At 51.1% G+C, this 16,514-nt stretch carries 14 protein-coding genes; 10 read left to right on the top strand and 4 right to left on the bottom strand.

What is annotated here, in order from left to right:
* Positions 1-173 precede the first annotated feature (173 nt).
* Positions 174-1,043, top strand: coding sequence for a phospholipase A (gene pldA / locus CWC46_RS04130; RefSeq protein WP_021013463.1), 870 nt, complete (start codon positions 174-176; stop codon positions 1,041-1,043).
* A gap of 133 nt (positions 1,044-1,176) precedes the next feature.
* On the top strand, positions 1,177-3,003 hold the full coding sequence (gene recQ, locus CWC46_RS04135; protein WP_021013462.1) for an ATP-dependent DNA helicase RecQ: 1,827 nt from the start codon (positions 1,177-1,179) through the stop codon (positions 3,001-3,003).
* Positions 3,004-3,077: 74 nt separating this feature from the next.
* Here recQ and rhtB read toward each other — a convergent pair whose 3' ends face one another.
* On the bottom strand, positions 3,078-3,698 hold the full coding sequence (gene rhtB / locus CWC46_RS04140) for a homoserine/homoserine lactone efflux protein (protein ID WP_021013461.1): 621 nt from the start codon (positions 3,696-3,698) through the stop codon (positions 3,078-3,080).
* Between the two features lie 113 nt (positions 3,699-3,811).
* Here rhtB and pldB point away from each other — a divergent pair, with 113 nt between their 5' ends.
* On the top strand, positions 3,812-4,804 hold the full coding sequence (gene pldB / locus CWC46_RS04145; RefSeq protein ID WP_021013460.1) for a lysophospholipase L2: 993 nt from the start codon (positions 3,812-3,814) through the stop codon (positions 4,802-4,804).
* 53 nt (positions 4,805-4,857) lie between these two features.
* A complete protein-coding gene (yigL, locus tag CWC46_RS04150; protein ID WP_021013459.1) occupies positions 4,858-5,658 on the top strand; it encodes a sugar/pyridoxal phosphate phosphatase YigL in 801 nt (266 codons plus the stop codon).
* A gap of 76 nt (positions 5,659-5,734) precedes the next feature.
* Here the strand turns inward: yigL and glpT are convergent, their stop codons facing one another.
* The gene (glpT, locus tag CWC46_RS04155) at positions 5,735-7,084 is read right to left on the bottom strand and encodes a glycerol-3-phosphate transporter (RefSeq protein ID WP_021013458.1); all 1,350 of its coding nucleotides are present in this window, start codon (positions 7,082-7,084) and stop codon (positions 5,735-5,737) included.
* Positions 7,085-7,394: 310 nt separating this feature from the next.
* Here glpT and glpA point away from each other — a divergent pair, with 310 nt between their 5' ends.
* The 5 genes from glpA to gntR all read left to right on the top strand — a co-directional run bounded on the left by glpA (position 7,395) and on the right by gntR (position 13,706).
* On the top strand, positions 7,395-9,038 hold the full coding sequence (gene glpA, locus CWC46_RS04160; RefSeq protein ID WP_021013457.1) for an anaerobic glycerol-3-phosphate dehydrogenase subunit A: 1,644 nt from the start codon (positions 7,395-7,397) through the stop codon (positions 9,036-9,038).
* Complete coding sequence (glpB, locus tag CWC46_RS04165; protein WP_021013456.1) at positions 9,028-10,290, top strand: glycerol-3-phosphate dehydrogenase subunit GlpB; 1,263 nt, start codon at positions 9,028-9,030, stop codon at positions 10,288-10,290. Before glpA ends, glpB begins: the two co-directional genes overlap by 11 nt.
* The gene (gene glpC / locus CWC46_RS04170) at positions 10,287-11,498 is read left to right on the top strand and encodes an anaerobic glycerol-3-phosphate dehydrogenase subunit GlpC (RefSeq protein ID WP_021013455.1); all 1,212 of its coding nucleotides are present in this window, start codon (positions 10,287-10,289) and stop codon (positions 11,496-11,498) included. Before glpB ends, glpC begins: the two co-directional genes overlap by 4 nt.
* Before the next feature lie 315 nt (positions 11,499-11,813).
* Entirely contained in the window at positions 11,814-12,509 is a 696-nt protein-coding gene (locus CWC46_RS04180; protein WP_021013454.1) for a pirin family protein, read from the top strand.
* 201 nt (positions 12,510-12,710) lie between these two features.
* Positions 12,711-13,706 (top strand): gluconate operon transcriptional repressor GntR, encoded by a 996-nt coding sequence (gene gntR / locus CWC46_RS04185; protein ID WP_037380370.1) that lies wholly within the window; start codon positions 12,711-12,713, stop codon positions 13,704-13,706.
* Here gntR and CWC46_RS04190 read toward each other — a convergent pair.
* Positions 13,678-14,226 carry a gluconokinase gene (locus CWC46_RS04190; protein ID WP_021013452.1) on the bottom strand — a complete coding sequence of 183 codons (549 nt, stop codon included), beginning with the start codon at positions 14,224-14,226 and terminating at the stop codon, positions 13,678-13,680. The genes gntR and CWC46_RS04190 overlap by 29 nt on opposite strands.
* 157 nt (positions 14,227-14,383) lie before the next feature.
* On the opposite strand from CWC46_RS04190, the gene CWC46_RS04195 reads away from it, so the two are divergent.
* A complete protein-coding gene (locus CWC46_RS04195) occupies positions 14,384-15,760 on the top strand; it encodes a GntP family permease (RefSeq protein WP_021013451.1) in 1,377 nt (458 codons plus the stop codon).
* A gap of 68 nt (positions 15,761-15,828) precedes the next feature.
* Here CWC46_RS04195 and CWC46_RS04200 read toward each other — a convergent pair whose 3' ends face one another.
* Positions 15,829-16,422, bottom strand: a complete 594-nt coding sequence (locus CWC46_RS04200; RefSeq protein WP_021013450.1) for a YhgN family NAAT transporter — start codon at positions 16,420-16,422, stop codon at positions 15,829-15,831.
* Positions 16,423-16,514 lie beyond the last annotated feature (92 nt).

Here is a 16,514-nt window from a genome sequence, read left to right on the forward strand (position 1 = left end):
CAGAGAAAAATGATAACAAAAAGTTAATTATTTGTTTGTTTTGTGGTGCATTTTGTCGCTTTCCGGAAAAAGCTAATAACTGGCAGGATAGTGATTCACCGACGGTTTATCTGTGTACAATATCGCTCTGAATCTACGGGATATCATCATTATCAGTCGGGGGAAATACACCCATGCGTAAACGAATGGGGATTGTGATGGGGCTACTGCTGGCAGCAAATGCCCAGGCGGAGGAAGCAAAAGTACAGAAGATTCATGATGATCCCGCGGTCCGCGGTAGTATTATTGCTGGCCTGCTACAGGAACATGATAGTCCTTTCGTTCTTTATCCTTATGAAAGTAATTACGCGCTTTATACATACACCAGCGATATCAATAAACAGTCTATTCAGAGCTATAAGTGGGCCAATCATGCTCGCAAAGACGAAGTGAACTTCCAGATTAGTCTTGGTTTTCCGTTGTGGCGCGGCATTGCGGGGGATAATTCTCTGCTGGGTGCTTCCTATACACAGCGCTCCTGGTGGCAGATGTCCAATAAAAGCGAGTCGACGCCGTTTCGGGAAACCAATTATGAGCCGCAACTGTTTTTAGGCTGGGCAGTGGATGACACTTTTGCCGGCTGGACACTACGGGATGTGGAATTCGGGGTAAATCATCAGTCTAATGGTCGCGCAGATCCCACCTCACGCAGTTGGAATCGGGTATATGCCCGACTGATGGCTCAACATAATAACTGGCAGGTGGAGGTTAAACCCTGGATCCGTCTTACTGACAGCGATGATGACAACCCGAATATCATTCACTATATGGGACATTATCGTTTGCGAATTGGTTATGTCTGGGGTGATAGCATTTTCAGTGCGGAAGGTCGCTATAACTGGAACAGTGGCTATGGGGGGGGTGACGTGAGTTGGAGTTATCCGCTTACCAAACATGTCCGCTTCTATACCAAGGTATTTAGTGGGTATGGCGAGTCGTTAATTGACTACAATTATCGTCAGACACGTTTCGGTATCGGGATCATACTCAACGACATGCTCTGAGTTATTACCGTTTCCTCTCGCTGAGAGAGAAGAGCCGCGAGCGGCGTGATCAGCACATGCAGACAATCATTGCAGTTTTATCAAACGGCGCTGAAAATAACGCCTGTTTGTCTTTATTAAGGTCGGGTAAGGCGTGTCTACGGCAGAAGTATTGAATAAAGAAGCGCTGGCAGTACAGGTACTGCGCGAGACCTTCGGCTATCAGCAATTCCGTCCGGGTCAACAAGGGATTATCAACGCTGTTATCGGCGGGCAGGATTGTCTGGTTATCATGCCCACTGGCGGTGGTAAATCCCTGTGCTATCAAATTCCCGCATTGGTGATGGATGGCTTGACGCTGGTGGTGTCGCCGTTGATTTCGCTGATGAAAGATCAGGTGGATCAACTGCAGGCTTACGGTGTAGCCGCCGCCTGCCTCAATTCTACCCAGACCAGGGAGCAGCAACTGGAGGTGATGACAGGTTGCCGTAATGGTCAGATTAAACTGCTGTACATTGCCCCTGAGCGCCTAACTACCGACAGTTTTCTCGAACATCTCACTTACTGGAATCTCTCATTGATTGCGGTTGATGAAGCACACTGTATTTCTCAGTGGGGACATGATTTCCGGCCGGAATATCGGGCACTGGGCCAGATTAAGCAACGTTTCCCTTCATTACCGATTGTGGCTCTGACCGCTACCGCCGACGAAACCACGCGGCGGGATATCATCCGGCTGCTGGATTTACCGGATCCGCTTATCCATGTTAGTAGTTTTGACCGGCCCAATATCCGCTATACGCTGGTGGAGAAATTTAAACCGCTCGACCAACTATGGCTGTTTGTACAAGGTCAGCGTGGCAAAAGCGGCATTATTTACTGTAACAGCCGCGCCAAAGTGGAAGATATCAGCGCCCGGTTGCAGAATCGGGGTCTGAGTGTCGCGGCGTATCATGCTGGTCTGGATAATAATTGTCGGGCGCAGGTACAGGACGCGTTTCTTCGTGACGACTTGCAGGTGGTAGTGGCGACGGTGGCATTTGGTATGGGCATCAACAAACCTAACGTGCGGTTTGTGGTGCACTTCGATATTCCACGCAATATCGAATCCTATTATCAGGAAACCGGACGGGCTGGGCGGGATGGTCTGCCAGCCGAAGCCGCGTTGTTTTATGATCCGGCTGATATGGCGTGGTTGCGCCGTTGTCTGGAAGAGAAACCAGCGGGGGCGCAACTGGATATTGAGCGGCACAAGCTCAACGCCATGGGCGCATTCGCCGAAGCGCAGACTTGTCGCCGTCTGGTATTGCTTAACTACTTTGGTGAAGGTCGCCAGCAGCCTTGTGGCAACTGTGATATTTGCCTCGATCCTCCCAAACGTTATGATGGGTTGGTGGATGCACAGAAGGCGTTATCCTGTGTCTATCGTGTCGGGCAACGCTTCGGGATGGGGTATATCGCAGAAGTTCTGCGTGGTGCTAATAATCAGCGTATCCGTGAGTTTGGGCATGACAAACTGCCGGTGTATGGCATTGGCCGTGATAAGACGCAAGAGCAATGGGTTAGCATTCTGCGACAGCTTATTCATTTGGGATTGCTCAACCAAAATATTACTCAGCATTCGGCATTGCAGTTAACTGAACCGGCGCGGCCTATCTTGCGGGGCGAAGTATCGTTGCAACTGGCGGTGCCGCGCATGATTAACCTGAAGCCGCGCGTCAGTCAAAAATCTTACGGCGGCAACTATGATCGCAAACTGTTTGCCAAGCTGCGGAAATTGCGAAAATCCATTGCAGATGATGCCAATATTCCGCCGTATGTGGTGTTCAGTGACGCCACATTGTTGGAAATGGCAGAAATCATGCCAGTAACGGCCAATGAACTGCTGACCATTAATGGCGTTGGGCATCGTAAACTGGAGCGTTTTGGCATGCCATTCATGACATTAATTGGCGATCATCTTAACGACGAGGATAACTAGTCGCAATTTGACACGGATGATCGCTCTCTTTTCAAGGTGTTGGGGTTGAGTCAATAGAGAAGCGTATTATGTGCTCACGACTTGTGAGCGGAAGCAAGCAGCGTTCCTACCAGCATAAACATTGAGCCAAAAATCCGATTCAGACGCTGCATCTGGCGCGGTCCTTTCAGCCATACGGCAATCCGTGTCGCCAGCGAGGCATAGCCAATCATTACCACAATGTCCACAACGACGGTGGTTATACCCAGTACCAGGTATTGCGCCGCCTGAGGTTGATGCGGAATGATAAATTGTGGGAACAGCGCAGCGAGAAACACAATGCTTTTCGGGTTGGTGAGGTTAACCAGTATGGCACGCTTGAACAGTTTACGGCGCGGCATTGTGTTAGCCAGCGTATTCAGGTCAAGTGCTCCGGCACTGCGCCATTGCTGGATGCCGAGCCAAATCAGATAGGCGGCACCTACCCATTTTAGAACATCAAACGCCATCACCGATTGGGACAGCAGTGCGCCGAGGCCAATGCCCACGAGCATAATATGAATAATCAGTCCAACCTGTAGCCCGGCAATGGAAGCTGACGCGCCACGGTAGCCGTGGCTGATGCCGGTACTCATGGTATTGATAGCGCCGGAACCGGGTGAAAGGCTTAGAACCAGTGTCGTGATAAAGTAAGTTAACCACCAGTCGAAGGTCATTGGCGAAGGCTCCCTGATTGCCGTTTTTTGTGCCACAATACGCTAATGCCGATTATTGTGCTATAGCTCCCAAAGTTGCCTTATGACCACGATGGTTAATTGTGAGGGGAATGATGAGCCAGTATCTGGATCGTCTACTGAAAAGGGAAGCGCAGTTTGCCGCATTTGCCACTGGGCCGTTGCTGGACTTCTGGCGGCAGCGTGAAGAGGGTGAATTTATTGGTGTCGACAATGTACCGATCCGCTTTGTGCGTTTTACCTCAGCAGCGCACCAGCAACTGGTCGTGATCTTCTCTGGCCGGACAGAGAGCTACATTAAATATAATGAAGTGGCCTACGACCTGTTTCAGTGCGGTTATGATGTCATGATGATGGATCATCGCGGGCAGGGCCGCTCTGGCCGGTTATTGAAAGACCGTCATCGTGGCCATGTGTTGCGGTTCGGTGATTATGTCGATGACGTGGCGACGTTCTGGCAGCAACAGATTGCCTCTGGACGCTATGTCCGCCGTTTTGCGCTATCTCATTCCATGGGCGGCACCATTCTGTCACAGTTTCTGGCGCGTCAGCCACAGGCGTTTGATGCGGCAGTGCTTTGTGCGCCGATGTGCGGTATTCACCTGCCCGTGCCTCATTGGCTGGCCTGGCGTTTTCTTAACTGGGGGGAACGTCATCCGGCGGTGCGGGACTACTATGCCATCGGCACCCGGCAGTGGCAGGCGCTTCCATTTCTGGTGAATATTTTGACGCACAGCTATGAACGTTATCAGCGTAGTGTACGGTTTTACGCCGATGATCCCGATTTACGGGTCGGAGGGCCAACGTATCACTGGGTGCGAGAGGCGCTAATGGCGGGGGAACAGTTATTGTCACAGGCAGTGGACATCACCACACCATTGCTGTTGTTGCAGGCAGAAGAAGATCGAGTGGTGGATAATCACAGTCAGGATGTTTTCTGCCAGGCGTTGGCTGAGGCCGGACATCCCAGCGCGGGTAGTGCACCTCGGGTAATTAACGGCGCTCGCCATGAAATCCTGTTTGAAAAAGATACGATGCGGGCTGAGGCCTTCAGGTTGATTTTTGAATATTTTGAATATTATCGTTAAATGCTGTTGAGCGGCGGAGCCGCCCTGCACCAGCGGAGGTTAGATTTACCCTTATGTACCCTATTGTCGCTTCCGACCTGGATGGCACTTTGCTATCCCCCGATCACACCCTATCGCCCTATGCCAAAGAAACACTCCAATTATTGACAGAACGGGGCACTTATTTTGTTTTTGCCACTGGGCGTCACCATATGGATGTGGCGCAAATCCGCGATAATCTGGCGATCACTGCGTTTATGATTACGTCAAACGGCGCCCGTGTACATAATTCGGACGGTGAGTTGATCTTCAGTCACAATCTGGACAGTGACATTGCACAGGAGCTGTACGGCATGATATTTCACCGCCCGGATATCATGACCCATATTTATCGTCATGATGACTGGTTTATTAGCCGTCCGCGTCCGGAAGAGGAGCGTTTTTTCCGGGAGTCGGTGTTCAAATACAAAATTTTTGATCCCGATGTGTTGGGAACTGATGGCGTGGGGAAAGTCTTTTTTACCTGCGAGGATCACAATAAGCTACTGCCGCTGGAAGATGCGCTCAACGCGCGCTGGGGTGATCGGGTCAATGTCAGTTTTTCCACATTGAGCTGTCTGGAAGTGATGGCCGGTGGTGTTTCCAAAGGCCATGCGCTGGAACAGGTGGCGAAAACTATCGGTTTTACTATCAAGGATTGCATCGCGTTCGGCGACGGTATGAATGATTATGAAATGCTGTCGATGGCGGGCAAGGGTTGCATAATGGCAAACGCCCATCAGCGGCTGAAAGATTTACTGCCTGATCGAGAAGTGATCGGCACTAATATTGATGATGCAGTGCCCAAATATCTGCGTCGTATGTTCCTGAAGTAAGTGTTGAACGGGCGAATAAGTGCAGGAATAGCCGTACCAAGGGCGTTCCCGGTAGGGAACACCCTGAATGACAGAGTTAAGCGAATTTTTCTATTTTTTCTTTATGCTTTCTTTCTTGGATCATGGTCAGTGAAAGCAATAGTATTGCCAGCACACTGCCGCCGATCATCACCATGAACCCTCCGTTCCAACCGAAGAAATCAACGGTATAACCGACAATAGCGCTGGCCGCGACCGAACCCCCCAGATAGCCAAACAGTCCGGTAAACCCGGCAGCGGTACCGGCGGCTTTTTTCGGTGCCAGTTCCAGTGCATGTAGACCTATCAGCATGACCGGTCCATAAATCAGGAAGCCGATGATGATCATGCAAGCCATGTCAATCCCCGGATTGCCGGCTGGGTTCAGCCAATATACAACGGTGGCGATAGTGACCAGCATCATGAAGAACACGCCGGTTGCGCCGCGGTTGCCCTTGAACACGTTGTCCGACATCCAGCCACACAGCAACGTACCGGGGATCCCTGCATATTCGTACATGAAGTAGGCCCAGGACGATTTATCCAGTGCGAAGTGCTTCACTTCTTTCAAATAGGTCGGTGACCAGTCGAGAATGCCGTAGCGCAGCAGATAAACGAATACGTTCGCTATTGCGATGCACCACAACAGCTTGTTGGGGAAAATATACTTCATGAAGATTTCTTTGGCCGTCAGTTCCTGTTCGGTTTTTTCGTCATAATCTGGCGGGTAATCGTCTTTATACTCTTCAATCGGTGGCAGACCACAGGACTGCGGGGTATCCCGCATCATAAAGAAGGCAAACAGCGCTAACAAAATAGCCGCCAGCGCCGGCATATACAGCGCCGCTTTCCAGTCATTGAACCAGAACATCCCCAGCAGAAACAGCAGCGGCGGAAGTCCGCCACCCACGTTATGGGCGCAGTTCCAGACAGAAACCACGCTACCGCGTTCTTTCTGCGACCACCAGTGCACCATGGTCCGTCCGCACGGTGGCCATCCCATGCCCTGGAACCAACCGCACAGAAACAGCAAGACAAACATACTCATAATACTGGAGGTCGCCCAAGGGACGAAACCCATGAACAGCATTACCGAAGCGGCCAGAATTAACCCGGCTGGCAGGAATACGCGTGGGTTGGAGCGGTCAGATACCGAGCCCATGATGAATTTGGAAAAACCGTAGGCGATGGAAATACCGGATAATGCAAAACCCAGATCGCCACGGGAAAAACCCTGTTCAATCAGATAGGGCATTGCCAGCGTAAAGTTTTTTCTTACCAGATAGTAAGCCGCATAACCAAAAAAGATTCCCAGAAAAATTTGCCAGCGCAGACGACGGTAGTGTGGATCTATCTGATCCTCTGTGACGCGTGGACGGTGCATTGCTGGTTTAAAGATACTCAGCATAAAATCCCCCTGATGAGGTAAAGTGTTAATGTTTGTTCTATAACGCTCATAAAGGGTATCGAATACGCTTGCGTTCCGGTGTGAGTTATCGCTCAATTGTTACACTTTTATGAATATTGGTGATATTTTGTGCTGCATTTAACAAAAGTAAGATGATACTTATTCGTCAATAAGTGACATAAGTCATAAAATTAACCACGTTGGGATTTTTATTTTTCGTTTATTGCTCGATTTTGTTCTTTATCAAACATTATGGGTTGTTTTTATGCCCAAATGAATAATGGAATGATCAAGATGAAGTGAGGCGGTTATGGGAAACAACGGGTCCTATCGTGAAACGGATGTCATTATCATCGGTGGTGGTGCAACGGGGGCAGGAACCGCACGCGACTGTGCTTTACGCGGATTACGTTGTCTTCTGCTGGAGCGTTATGACATTGCGACCGGCGCGACAGGTCGTAACCATGGCCTGCTGCATAGTGGTTCACGCTATGCGGTGACGGACGGAGAATCCGCCCGCGAGTGTATTGAAGAAAATCGTATTCTGCGCCGCATTGCCCGTCATTGTGTCGAGCCTACTGACGGCCTGTTTCTGACGCTACCGGAGGACGATCTGGCGTATCAGTCGCAGTTTATCGCGTGTTGCCAGCAGGCCGGGATCAATGCCCAGGCTATCGACCCGAAAGAGGCTTTGAGACTGGAACCCGCTGCCAATCCATCATTGATGGGCGCGGTACGGGTGCCGGACGGTACTATCGATCCTTTTCGCCTGACGACGGCAAATATGATTGATGCGTGTGAACATGGTGCGGAGGTCCTGACCTACCATGAAGTCATCGGCTTGATTCGGCAGGGGGATCGGATCACCGGTGTGCGCGTTTTCGACCATAAAAAAGGGATTCAGTCAGAAATCCATGCCCGGATAGTGGTAAACGCTGCTGGTATTTGGGGACAGCACATTGCGGAATATGCTGACTTACGAGTACGTATGTTCCCGGCGAAAGGGGCGCTGTTAATCCTTGGTCATCGCATCAACAATATGGTGATCAACCGCTGCCGTAAACCAGCGGATGCCGACATTCTGGTACCCGGTGACACCATTTCCTTGATTGGTACGACATCTACACATATCGATTACGATCAGATAGACAACATGATCGTGACGCCCGCTGAAGTGGAAACGCTGATGCGTGAAGGTAGCAAACTGGCGCCGCAACTGGCGAAAACCCGAATTCTGCGTGCTTATGCTGGCGTTCGTCCGCTGGTGGCCAATGACAACGACCCTACCGGGCGCAGTGTGAGTCGCGGCATCGTTTTGCTCGATCACGCCAGTCGCGACGGGCTGGAAGGTTTTATCACCATCACTGGCGGCAAGCTGATGACATACCGGCTGATGGCCGAGCGGGTCACGGATAAAGTCTGTGAAAAGTTGAATCACTCCGTGGCCTGCACTACCGCCTCCCGCCCATTGCCAGGGTCCGAAGCGGTGGTATCCGATAAACCGATGTCTGCCTCATTACTCTCCGCTCCTTTGCGTGGTTCGGCGATTTATCGTCACGGACAGCGCGCTGAACAAGTGGTCAGCGGCGATCGTGTTGATAGTAGTCTGGTCTGCGAGTGCGAAGCGGTAACGGCGGGAGAAGTGCGTTATGCAGTGGAGTCGCTACAGGTCAATAACCTGATCGACTTGCGTCGCCGCACACGGGTGGGGATGGGAACCTGTCAGGGTGAATTGTGTGCCTGCCGCGCCGCTGGGCTGTTGTGCAAACTGGGACAATCCACACCACAGCAATCGGTCGCCCAACTCAGTCAGTTTTTAAATGAGCGTTGGAAAGGCATTCGTCCGGTTGCCTGGGGTAATACCCTGCGGGAAAGCGAATTTACCAGTTGGGTTTATCAAGGATTATGCGGCTTGACCGCCAGTGATTGTCAGGAGAACAGTGATGCGCTATGACGTGGTAATTATCGGTGGTGGCCTGGCGGGATTAACCTGCGGTATCCGTTTACAGGAGCAGGGGAAACGATGTGCCATCGTCAGTGCCGGACAGAGTGCATTGCATTTCTCCTCTGGTTCTCTGGATCTACTGTCAGCTTTGCCGGACGGTACTGCTGTCATGCAACCCGTCGATGCGTTGGCCGCGTTAGCTGAACAGGCGCCACAGCATCCTTACACGTTGATGGGAAAGTCCTGCGTAACGCAATTGATTCCCGAGGCAGAAGCATTGCTGTCACGCAGCGGTTTATGGTTGCGAGGTGAAGGTTCGGACAACCACCAGCGCATGACACCATTGGGAAAATGGCGCCCATGCTGGTTAAGCCCGGCAGATAGCGTTACGCGTGGTTTGGCGGGGACACCCAAATGGCGTAATCCACTAGTGGCGGGAATTGACGGGTTTCTTGATTTTCAGTCTCGCATGGTTGCTGGCGAGCTACAGGCACAAGGCATCGCCGCTCACAGCGGCGATCTGAAACTACCGGTTCTGGATCGGCTGCGACAAAACCCCAGTGAGTTTCGAGCGGTAAACCTTGCTCGTGTGCTGGACCAGCCGGCAAGTCTGGTGGGGCTAACAGAAGAGTTGATGCGGCTCTCGCATGACAATGATGCCGTTATCCTGCCTGCTTGCATCGGCCTGGAATCCTCTGCGCCGCTGGAGCAACTGCGTAGAGCGTTGGGTAAGCCTGTCGGGCTACTGCCAACATTACCTCCATCACTGTTAGGACTGCGTTTATATCATGCGCTGCTGAGCCGTTTTCGCCTGTTGGGGGGGATGTTCATGCCCGGTGACCGAGTATTGAGTTCGGTACAACTGCCGCAGGATGTGGCGATTTATACCCATAATCACGGTGATATTCCGCTGCATGCCCGACGGGTCGTACTGGCCAGCGGTAGCTTTTTCAGTAACGGGTTGGTGGCGGAATTTGACCAGGTTTCCGAGCCGGTGTTCGGGCTGGATGTTTATTTCCATGCCCAACGCGAAGACTGGAGCCAGTCGAATGTCTTTGCGGTTCAGCCGTATCTGCAATTTGGTGTCATTACTGACAACCAACTTCATCCCTACATCAAGGGACAGACTCAACCTAACCTGTATGCCATCGGCGCGGTTCTACAGGGATTTGATCCATTACAGCAAGGGTGCGGTGCGGGAGTATCAATACTTAGCGCCTTATATGTCGCCGATGCCGTGCTGATGGAGGATAAGCAATGAGTCTGACGGATAACAGTTTTGAGAATTGCATCAAATGCACCGTTTGCACCACGTATTGTCCGGTCTCACGGGTTAATCCACTTTATCCGGGACCAAAGCAGGCTGGGCCGGATGGCGAACGTTTGCGTCGCAAGGATCCGGCGCTGTATGACGAAGCGCTGAAATACTGCACCAACTGTAAGCGTTGCGAAGTTGCTTGCCCGTCGGAAGTGAAAATCGGCGACATTATTCAGCGCGCCAAAGCCAGTTACAGCGAGCATAAGCCAACGCTGCGTGATGCCATCCTGAGCCATACCGACGTGATGGGTAGTCTTGCTACTCCCTTTGCCCCACTGGTAAATACCGCTACTGCGCTGAAACCGGTGCGTCAGTTGCTGGATAAAGTGCTGAAGATCGACCATCGCCGCCAGTTACCGAAGTACTCTTTTGGCACGTTCCGTCGGTGGTATCGTCAACAGGCAGAGACGCAGCGTCAGTACAGTGAGCAGGTCGCCTATTTCCACGGTTGTTACGTTAATTACAACCATCCTCAGTTAGGTAAGGATCTCATCCGCATTTTCAACGCCATGGGGATTGGCGTACAACTGCTGACGAAAGAAAAATGCTGCGGTGTGGCGTTGATTGCCAATGGTTTTCTCGATCAGGCGCGCAAACAAGCCAACATTAATCTGACATCTCTGGATGAAGCCATTAATACCCGCTCAATTCCAGTAGTGGCAACCTCCTCAAGCTGTACTTTTACGCTGCGGGATGAATATCCACATCTGTTAGGTATCGATAATCATCAAGTGCGTGATGGTATTGAACTGGCAACCCGCTATGTTTACCGGTTGCTGGACCAGGGGCGTGAACTACCATTGCGTAGTTTACCGTTGCGAGTGGTCTATCATACGCCGTGTCATCTGGAGCGAATGGGCTGGACCGCCTATACGCTGGAGCTGTTACGGCGCATCCCTGATCTTGAACTGATCGTGCTTGATTCCCAGTGCTGCGGCATCGCCGGCACCTATGGTTTCAAGAAGGAAAATTACACCACGGCGCAGGGCATTGGCGCGTCGTTATTTCGCCAGATAGAAGAGAGTGGGGCCGATTTGGTGATTACCGACTGTGAAACCTGTAAATGGCAGATAGAGATGTCGACCAGTAAAGCCTGTGAACATCCGTTTAGTCTGCTGGCGAGGGCGTTGGCACCGGAGTCCGTCGTGTAAATTCAGAGTGAGTAAAAAAAATGCTTTACAGATGCGAATGATAATGATTATTATTAGTGCGCGTTCCGGGAAAGCCTGATGATAATGTCCTTGCGACACATCGCGGTTTTACTGTGAAGGCACGACATTGCTCACATTGCTTCCAGTATTTTTTAGCCAGCCAAGTGCTGGCTTTTTTTTTTGCTTCTTTATTTTTTGGAATTTATGTTTCCTAAAATTTCCTGTTCGTATTTTTTGAACAGCGCGTTGAGTTTTTTACGCTTTCTTATTCTCTTCCTGCCGCTAGACTAAAACAAACATCGGGAGGAACGGATCATGATTTATTTACGCAAAGCCCATCAACGTGGACATGCCAATCACGGTTGGCTGGATAGCTGGCACACCTTTTCGTTTGCGGATTATTACGACCCTGACTTTATGGGATTTTCCGCACTGAGAGTGATCAATGAAGATCGGATTGATGCCGGACAGGGTTTTGGCACCCATCCTCACCGGGATATGGAAATTCTGACCTATGTGCTGGAAGGAACGGTTGAGCATCAGGATAGCATGGGTAACAAAGAACAGATTCACACTGGCGAATTCCAGATTATGAGCGCCGGTACCGGCATCCGTCATTCGGAATATAACGCCAGTCAGGATACGTTGCTGCATCTGTACCAGATCTGGATTATTCCGGAAAAAACCGGTCTGACACCGCGCTATGAACAGCGGCGTTTTGATGCTCCACAGGGGCGACAGTTAGTGCTGTCACCAGATGCTCGTGATGGTTCCCTTAAAATTTTTCAGGATATGACGCTGTGGCGTTGGCCACTAAAATCACAGGAACAGTCTGTCTATCAGATTCAGGCGGGACGCCAGATCTGGATTCAGGTGGTACGCGGTACGATTGAAATTAACGGTCATCAGGCGACCACCAGTGATGCGTTGGCCATCAAGGATGAAACCGCACTCTCCATCCACGCTGGCGAAGACAGTGAAATTCTACTGTTTGATCTGCCGCCAGTATAATGCCCATTATCAGGGTAATCTCACATTACCCTGATTTTTTCTGCTTACTTTCTTATCTAATCGTGAAAATATTCACTGTTTCCTATCATTATTAATGGTCCAATTCATTGCCTGTACCTGCCGGATGTCGGATATATATTCCACTAATTACTTTTTTGTTAGACTTCGGAAAATTTTTCTCTTAATGGATATCAACGGATGATAAAGAAGAAAAGACCGGTACTCCAGGATGTCGCCGACCGAGTTGGTGTCACCAAAATGACGGTTAGCCGTTATCTGCGCCATCCTTCTCAGGTTTCCCCAGCGTTGCAGAAAAAGATCGCCATAGTGCTTGATGAACTGGGCTACATTCCCAATCGTGCGCCACACATTCTGGCCAGTGCCACCAGCCGGGCGATTGGCGTGTTGCTGCCCTCGTTGACCAATCAGGTATTTGCCGAGGTGTTGCGTGGCATTGAGCGGGTGGCGGATGCTCATGGGTATCAAACGATGCTGGCGCATTACGGTTACGACCCTGAGAAGGAGGAACAGCGGCTGATGTCGTTACTGTCTTATAATATTGACGGACTGATTTTGGCCGAGCGTACACATACTGTCCGTACCCGTCAGATGATTGAAGTGGCGGGGATTCCGGTAGTGGAACTGATGGATTCGGTTTCACCTTGTCTCGATTTGGCCGTCGGGTTTGATAATGTGGAGGCCGCCCGGCAGATGACGCACTATATGATTGACCGGGGCTATCGTCATGCTGTGTATCTGGGCGCACGGTTGGATGAACGCACTCTCATGAAACGTGAAGGTTATGAGCAAGCCATGCAAGCGGCTGGTCTGGTCAGCCACTGTGTCATGAGTGAAATTGCGTCGTCATATTCGCTGGGAGGCGAGCTGCTGCGCCAGGCGCAGGCGGAATATCCCCAGGTGGATAGCGTATTCTGCACCAATGATGATCTGGCGGTCGGCGCGATGTTTGAATGTGTACGGCAGGGATTACGTATCCCGCAGGATATGGGCATTGCCGGTTTTCACGGTCACGATATTGGCCAGGCAATGGTGCCCCGGTTGTCCAGCGTTCTGACACCGCGTGAGCGCATGGGGGAAATCGGTGCTGAACGTTTGCTGGCGCGTTTGCGTGGAGAGCAGATTACGCCAGCGGTGGAAGATGTTGGTTTTACGCTGTTGGCAGGGGAAAGTTTGTAGCATCAGTCAGACGTGCGCGCAATGCTGTCGCGCAACGTTTCACTACTTGTTCCAGTGTACCGTCAATATCCACGGTGATGACGTCATGTTCGTCTTGCCCTGGTTCTTCCAGCGCGTCAAACTGGCTTTTCAGCAGTTTGGTTGGCATAAAATGTCCGGCTCTGGCTTGATGCCGTTGCAAAATCATCTCGATGCTCCCTTTCAGATAGAGAAAAATCATTCCCTCCTCATTACCGTTGCGAAGTCGGTCACGATAGCGTTTTTTCAACGCCGAACACACGATGATACCGGTCTCATTTTTGTGAAACAGGCTGTATGCCGCATCGTTCAATCGTTCCAGCCATGGTGCCCGGTCGTCGTCGTTGAGAGGATGACCACTGGCCATTTTCTGGATGTTGGCACGGGGATGCAGATCGTCCCCATCAATAAATTTAGCGCTAATTACCTTGGCCAGTGCCGCACCGACAGAAGATTTCCCGCTACCAGACACGCCCATCAAAATAATACATAGACCTGACATAATTTGATCTCCATCCCAAAATGTAAATTAAATGCATCATAGTGGTTTCGGATTTTAACATGTTACCGGTATCATTGAATGGGTAACAAATGGCGTTGTGATAGGTTTCACAAACAATTAGTCATACTAAAATAATGGCTGGAAGGGATAACAAATAATGACAGATATTACCTCTACCTACAGTGCCGGCCCGTTGTTGTTGATTGCCGTTGGTGCCGTTGCTTTACTGCTGCTATTGATCATGCGCTTTAAAGTTCATGCTTTTCTGGCGTTGACGTTGGTCAGTATCATCACTGCGTTGGTCACTAAAGTCCCCTATGATAAAATTGTTTCCACCATGTTAAGCGGCTTTGGCAGTACGCTCGCCTCCGTTGCTTTGTTGGTCGGCCTGGGGGCAATGATTGGTCGTTTGCTGGAGGTCACCGGCGGCGCCAATGTCCTCGCTGATACGTTAATCAGTAAATTTGGCGAAAGGCGCGCCCCGTTTGCGCTGGGTATTGCCTCATTGCTGTTTGGTTTCCCCATTTTTTTCGACGCTGGCCTGGTCGTCATGCTGCCGATTATCTTTAGTGTCGCGAAGCGGTTTGGCGGCTCGACATTAAAGTATGCTTTACCGTCAGCCGGGGCCTTTGCCGTGATGCATGCCTTGCTGCCACCTCACCCCGGCCCGGTTGCCGCCAGCGAACTTCTCGGGGCCAACATTGGACTGATGGTACTGGTCGGGGCCGTTATTGCCCTTCCTACCTGGTATTTCGGCAGTTATCTGTTTGGTCTGGTGGCCGGTAGCAAGTTTGTGTTGCCATTGCCGTCACTCTTTACCGATGATGTCGACGTTGATGAAACCCATACGCCACCCCGGTTTGGTATCGTGCTTAGCGTATTGCTGTTGCCGTTGTTATTGATCTCGCTCGATACTCTGTTAAATACTTTGACGGTAGCCAAAGTGATTAACGGTGGTGACGTATGGGTACAAAGCCTGCGTATGTTGGGTAAAACGCCGGTGGCGTTGTTGATTACGGTCTTTTTTGCTCTGTGGATTTTCAGCCGGGAACGTAGCATGAAGCACCTGCAAAAAGTGTGTGATGGTGCATTAGGCCCGGTTTGTTCAATCATTCTGGTGACCGGTGCTGGCGGGATGTTCGGCGGCGTGTTGCGTGCCAGCGGTATTGGCAACGCTCTGGCGGAGATGCTTTCCGATACCGGACTGCCAGTGATTGTGGCGGCGTTTATTGTTTCGGCGGCATTGCGAGTCGCTCAGGGATCGGCGACCGTCGCGTTGACGACCACCGCCGCATTGATGGCTCCGACGGTAGCGGCGACGGCCGGTCTGAGCCAGTTTGATCTGTGCTTCATTGTGGTTGCGATTGCCGGTGGCGCCACCGTCTTGTCACATGTGAACGATTCCGGTTTCTGGCTGGTTGGCCGTTTTCTGGAAATGGATGAGAAAACCACGCTGAAAACCTGGACCGTAATGGAAACATTGTTGGGTACCATCGCCTTCCTGCTGGCGGGGCTTGGCAGTTTATTTCTGTAAGGCGGAATAGGCGGATAGTTGTGTCGTTGAACGGTGGATTCCCGTGAGGGCGGGATCCACCGTTCAAGTTACAGTTGCATATAGGCGCGCACACCATCCAGGAACATCTGGGTGGATAGCATGACCAGTACCAGTCCCATCAACCTTTCCAACGCGCCGACGCCTTTATCCCCCAACAGACGCAGGAATACGTTCGACATCAGCAAAATCACAAAAGAGATACCCCAGGCGATAAACAGCGCCAGCGCCAGGTGCAACAGTTGATACGGGTACTGGTGTGACAACAGCATCAACGTCGCCAGTATAGACGGGCCGGCAACCAGAGGAATGGCCATCGGTACCAGAAAAGGTTCATCCCCGGCCGGCAACCCGGTGGAATCCCCTTCCTGTGACGGGAAAATCATACGAATAGCGATCAAAAACAGCACGATGCCACCGGATATCGACACGGTTTCAGTGCGCAGATTCAGCACTGCCAGAATTTTTTCTCCGGCAAACAGGAAAACCAGCATAACGCCCAGTGCAATAATCATTTCCCGCATCAACACGATGCGTCGCCGTTTGGGATCCAGATGTTTTAACACCGACATAAAAATCGGCAGATTACCGAGTGGGTCCATAATTAATAGCAACAGCACGGTTGCCGAGATCATTTCGGTCATGTTAGTGGTGGACTCCTTTAATCCCTGAACATCGGGCAGTGACCGTAATATTAGGTCTACTGCTGAAAAACCTTGTGTTATCGAATAAATTC

This window comes from Prodigiosinella confusarubida (assembly GCF_002847015.1).
Classification (GTDB): domain Bacteria; phylum Pseudomonadota; class Gammaproteobacteria; order Enterobacterales; family Enterobacteriaceae; genus Prodigiosinella; species Prodigiosinella aquatilis.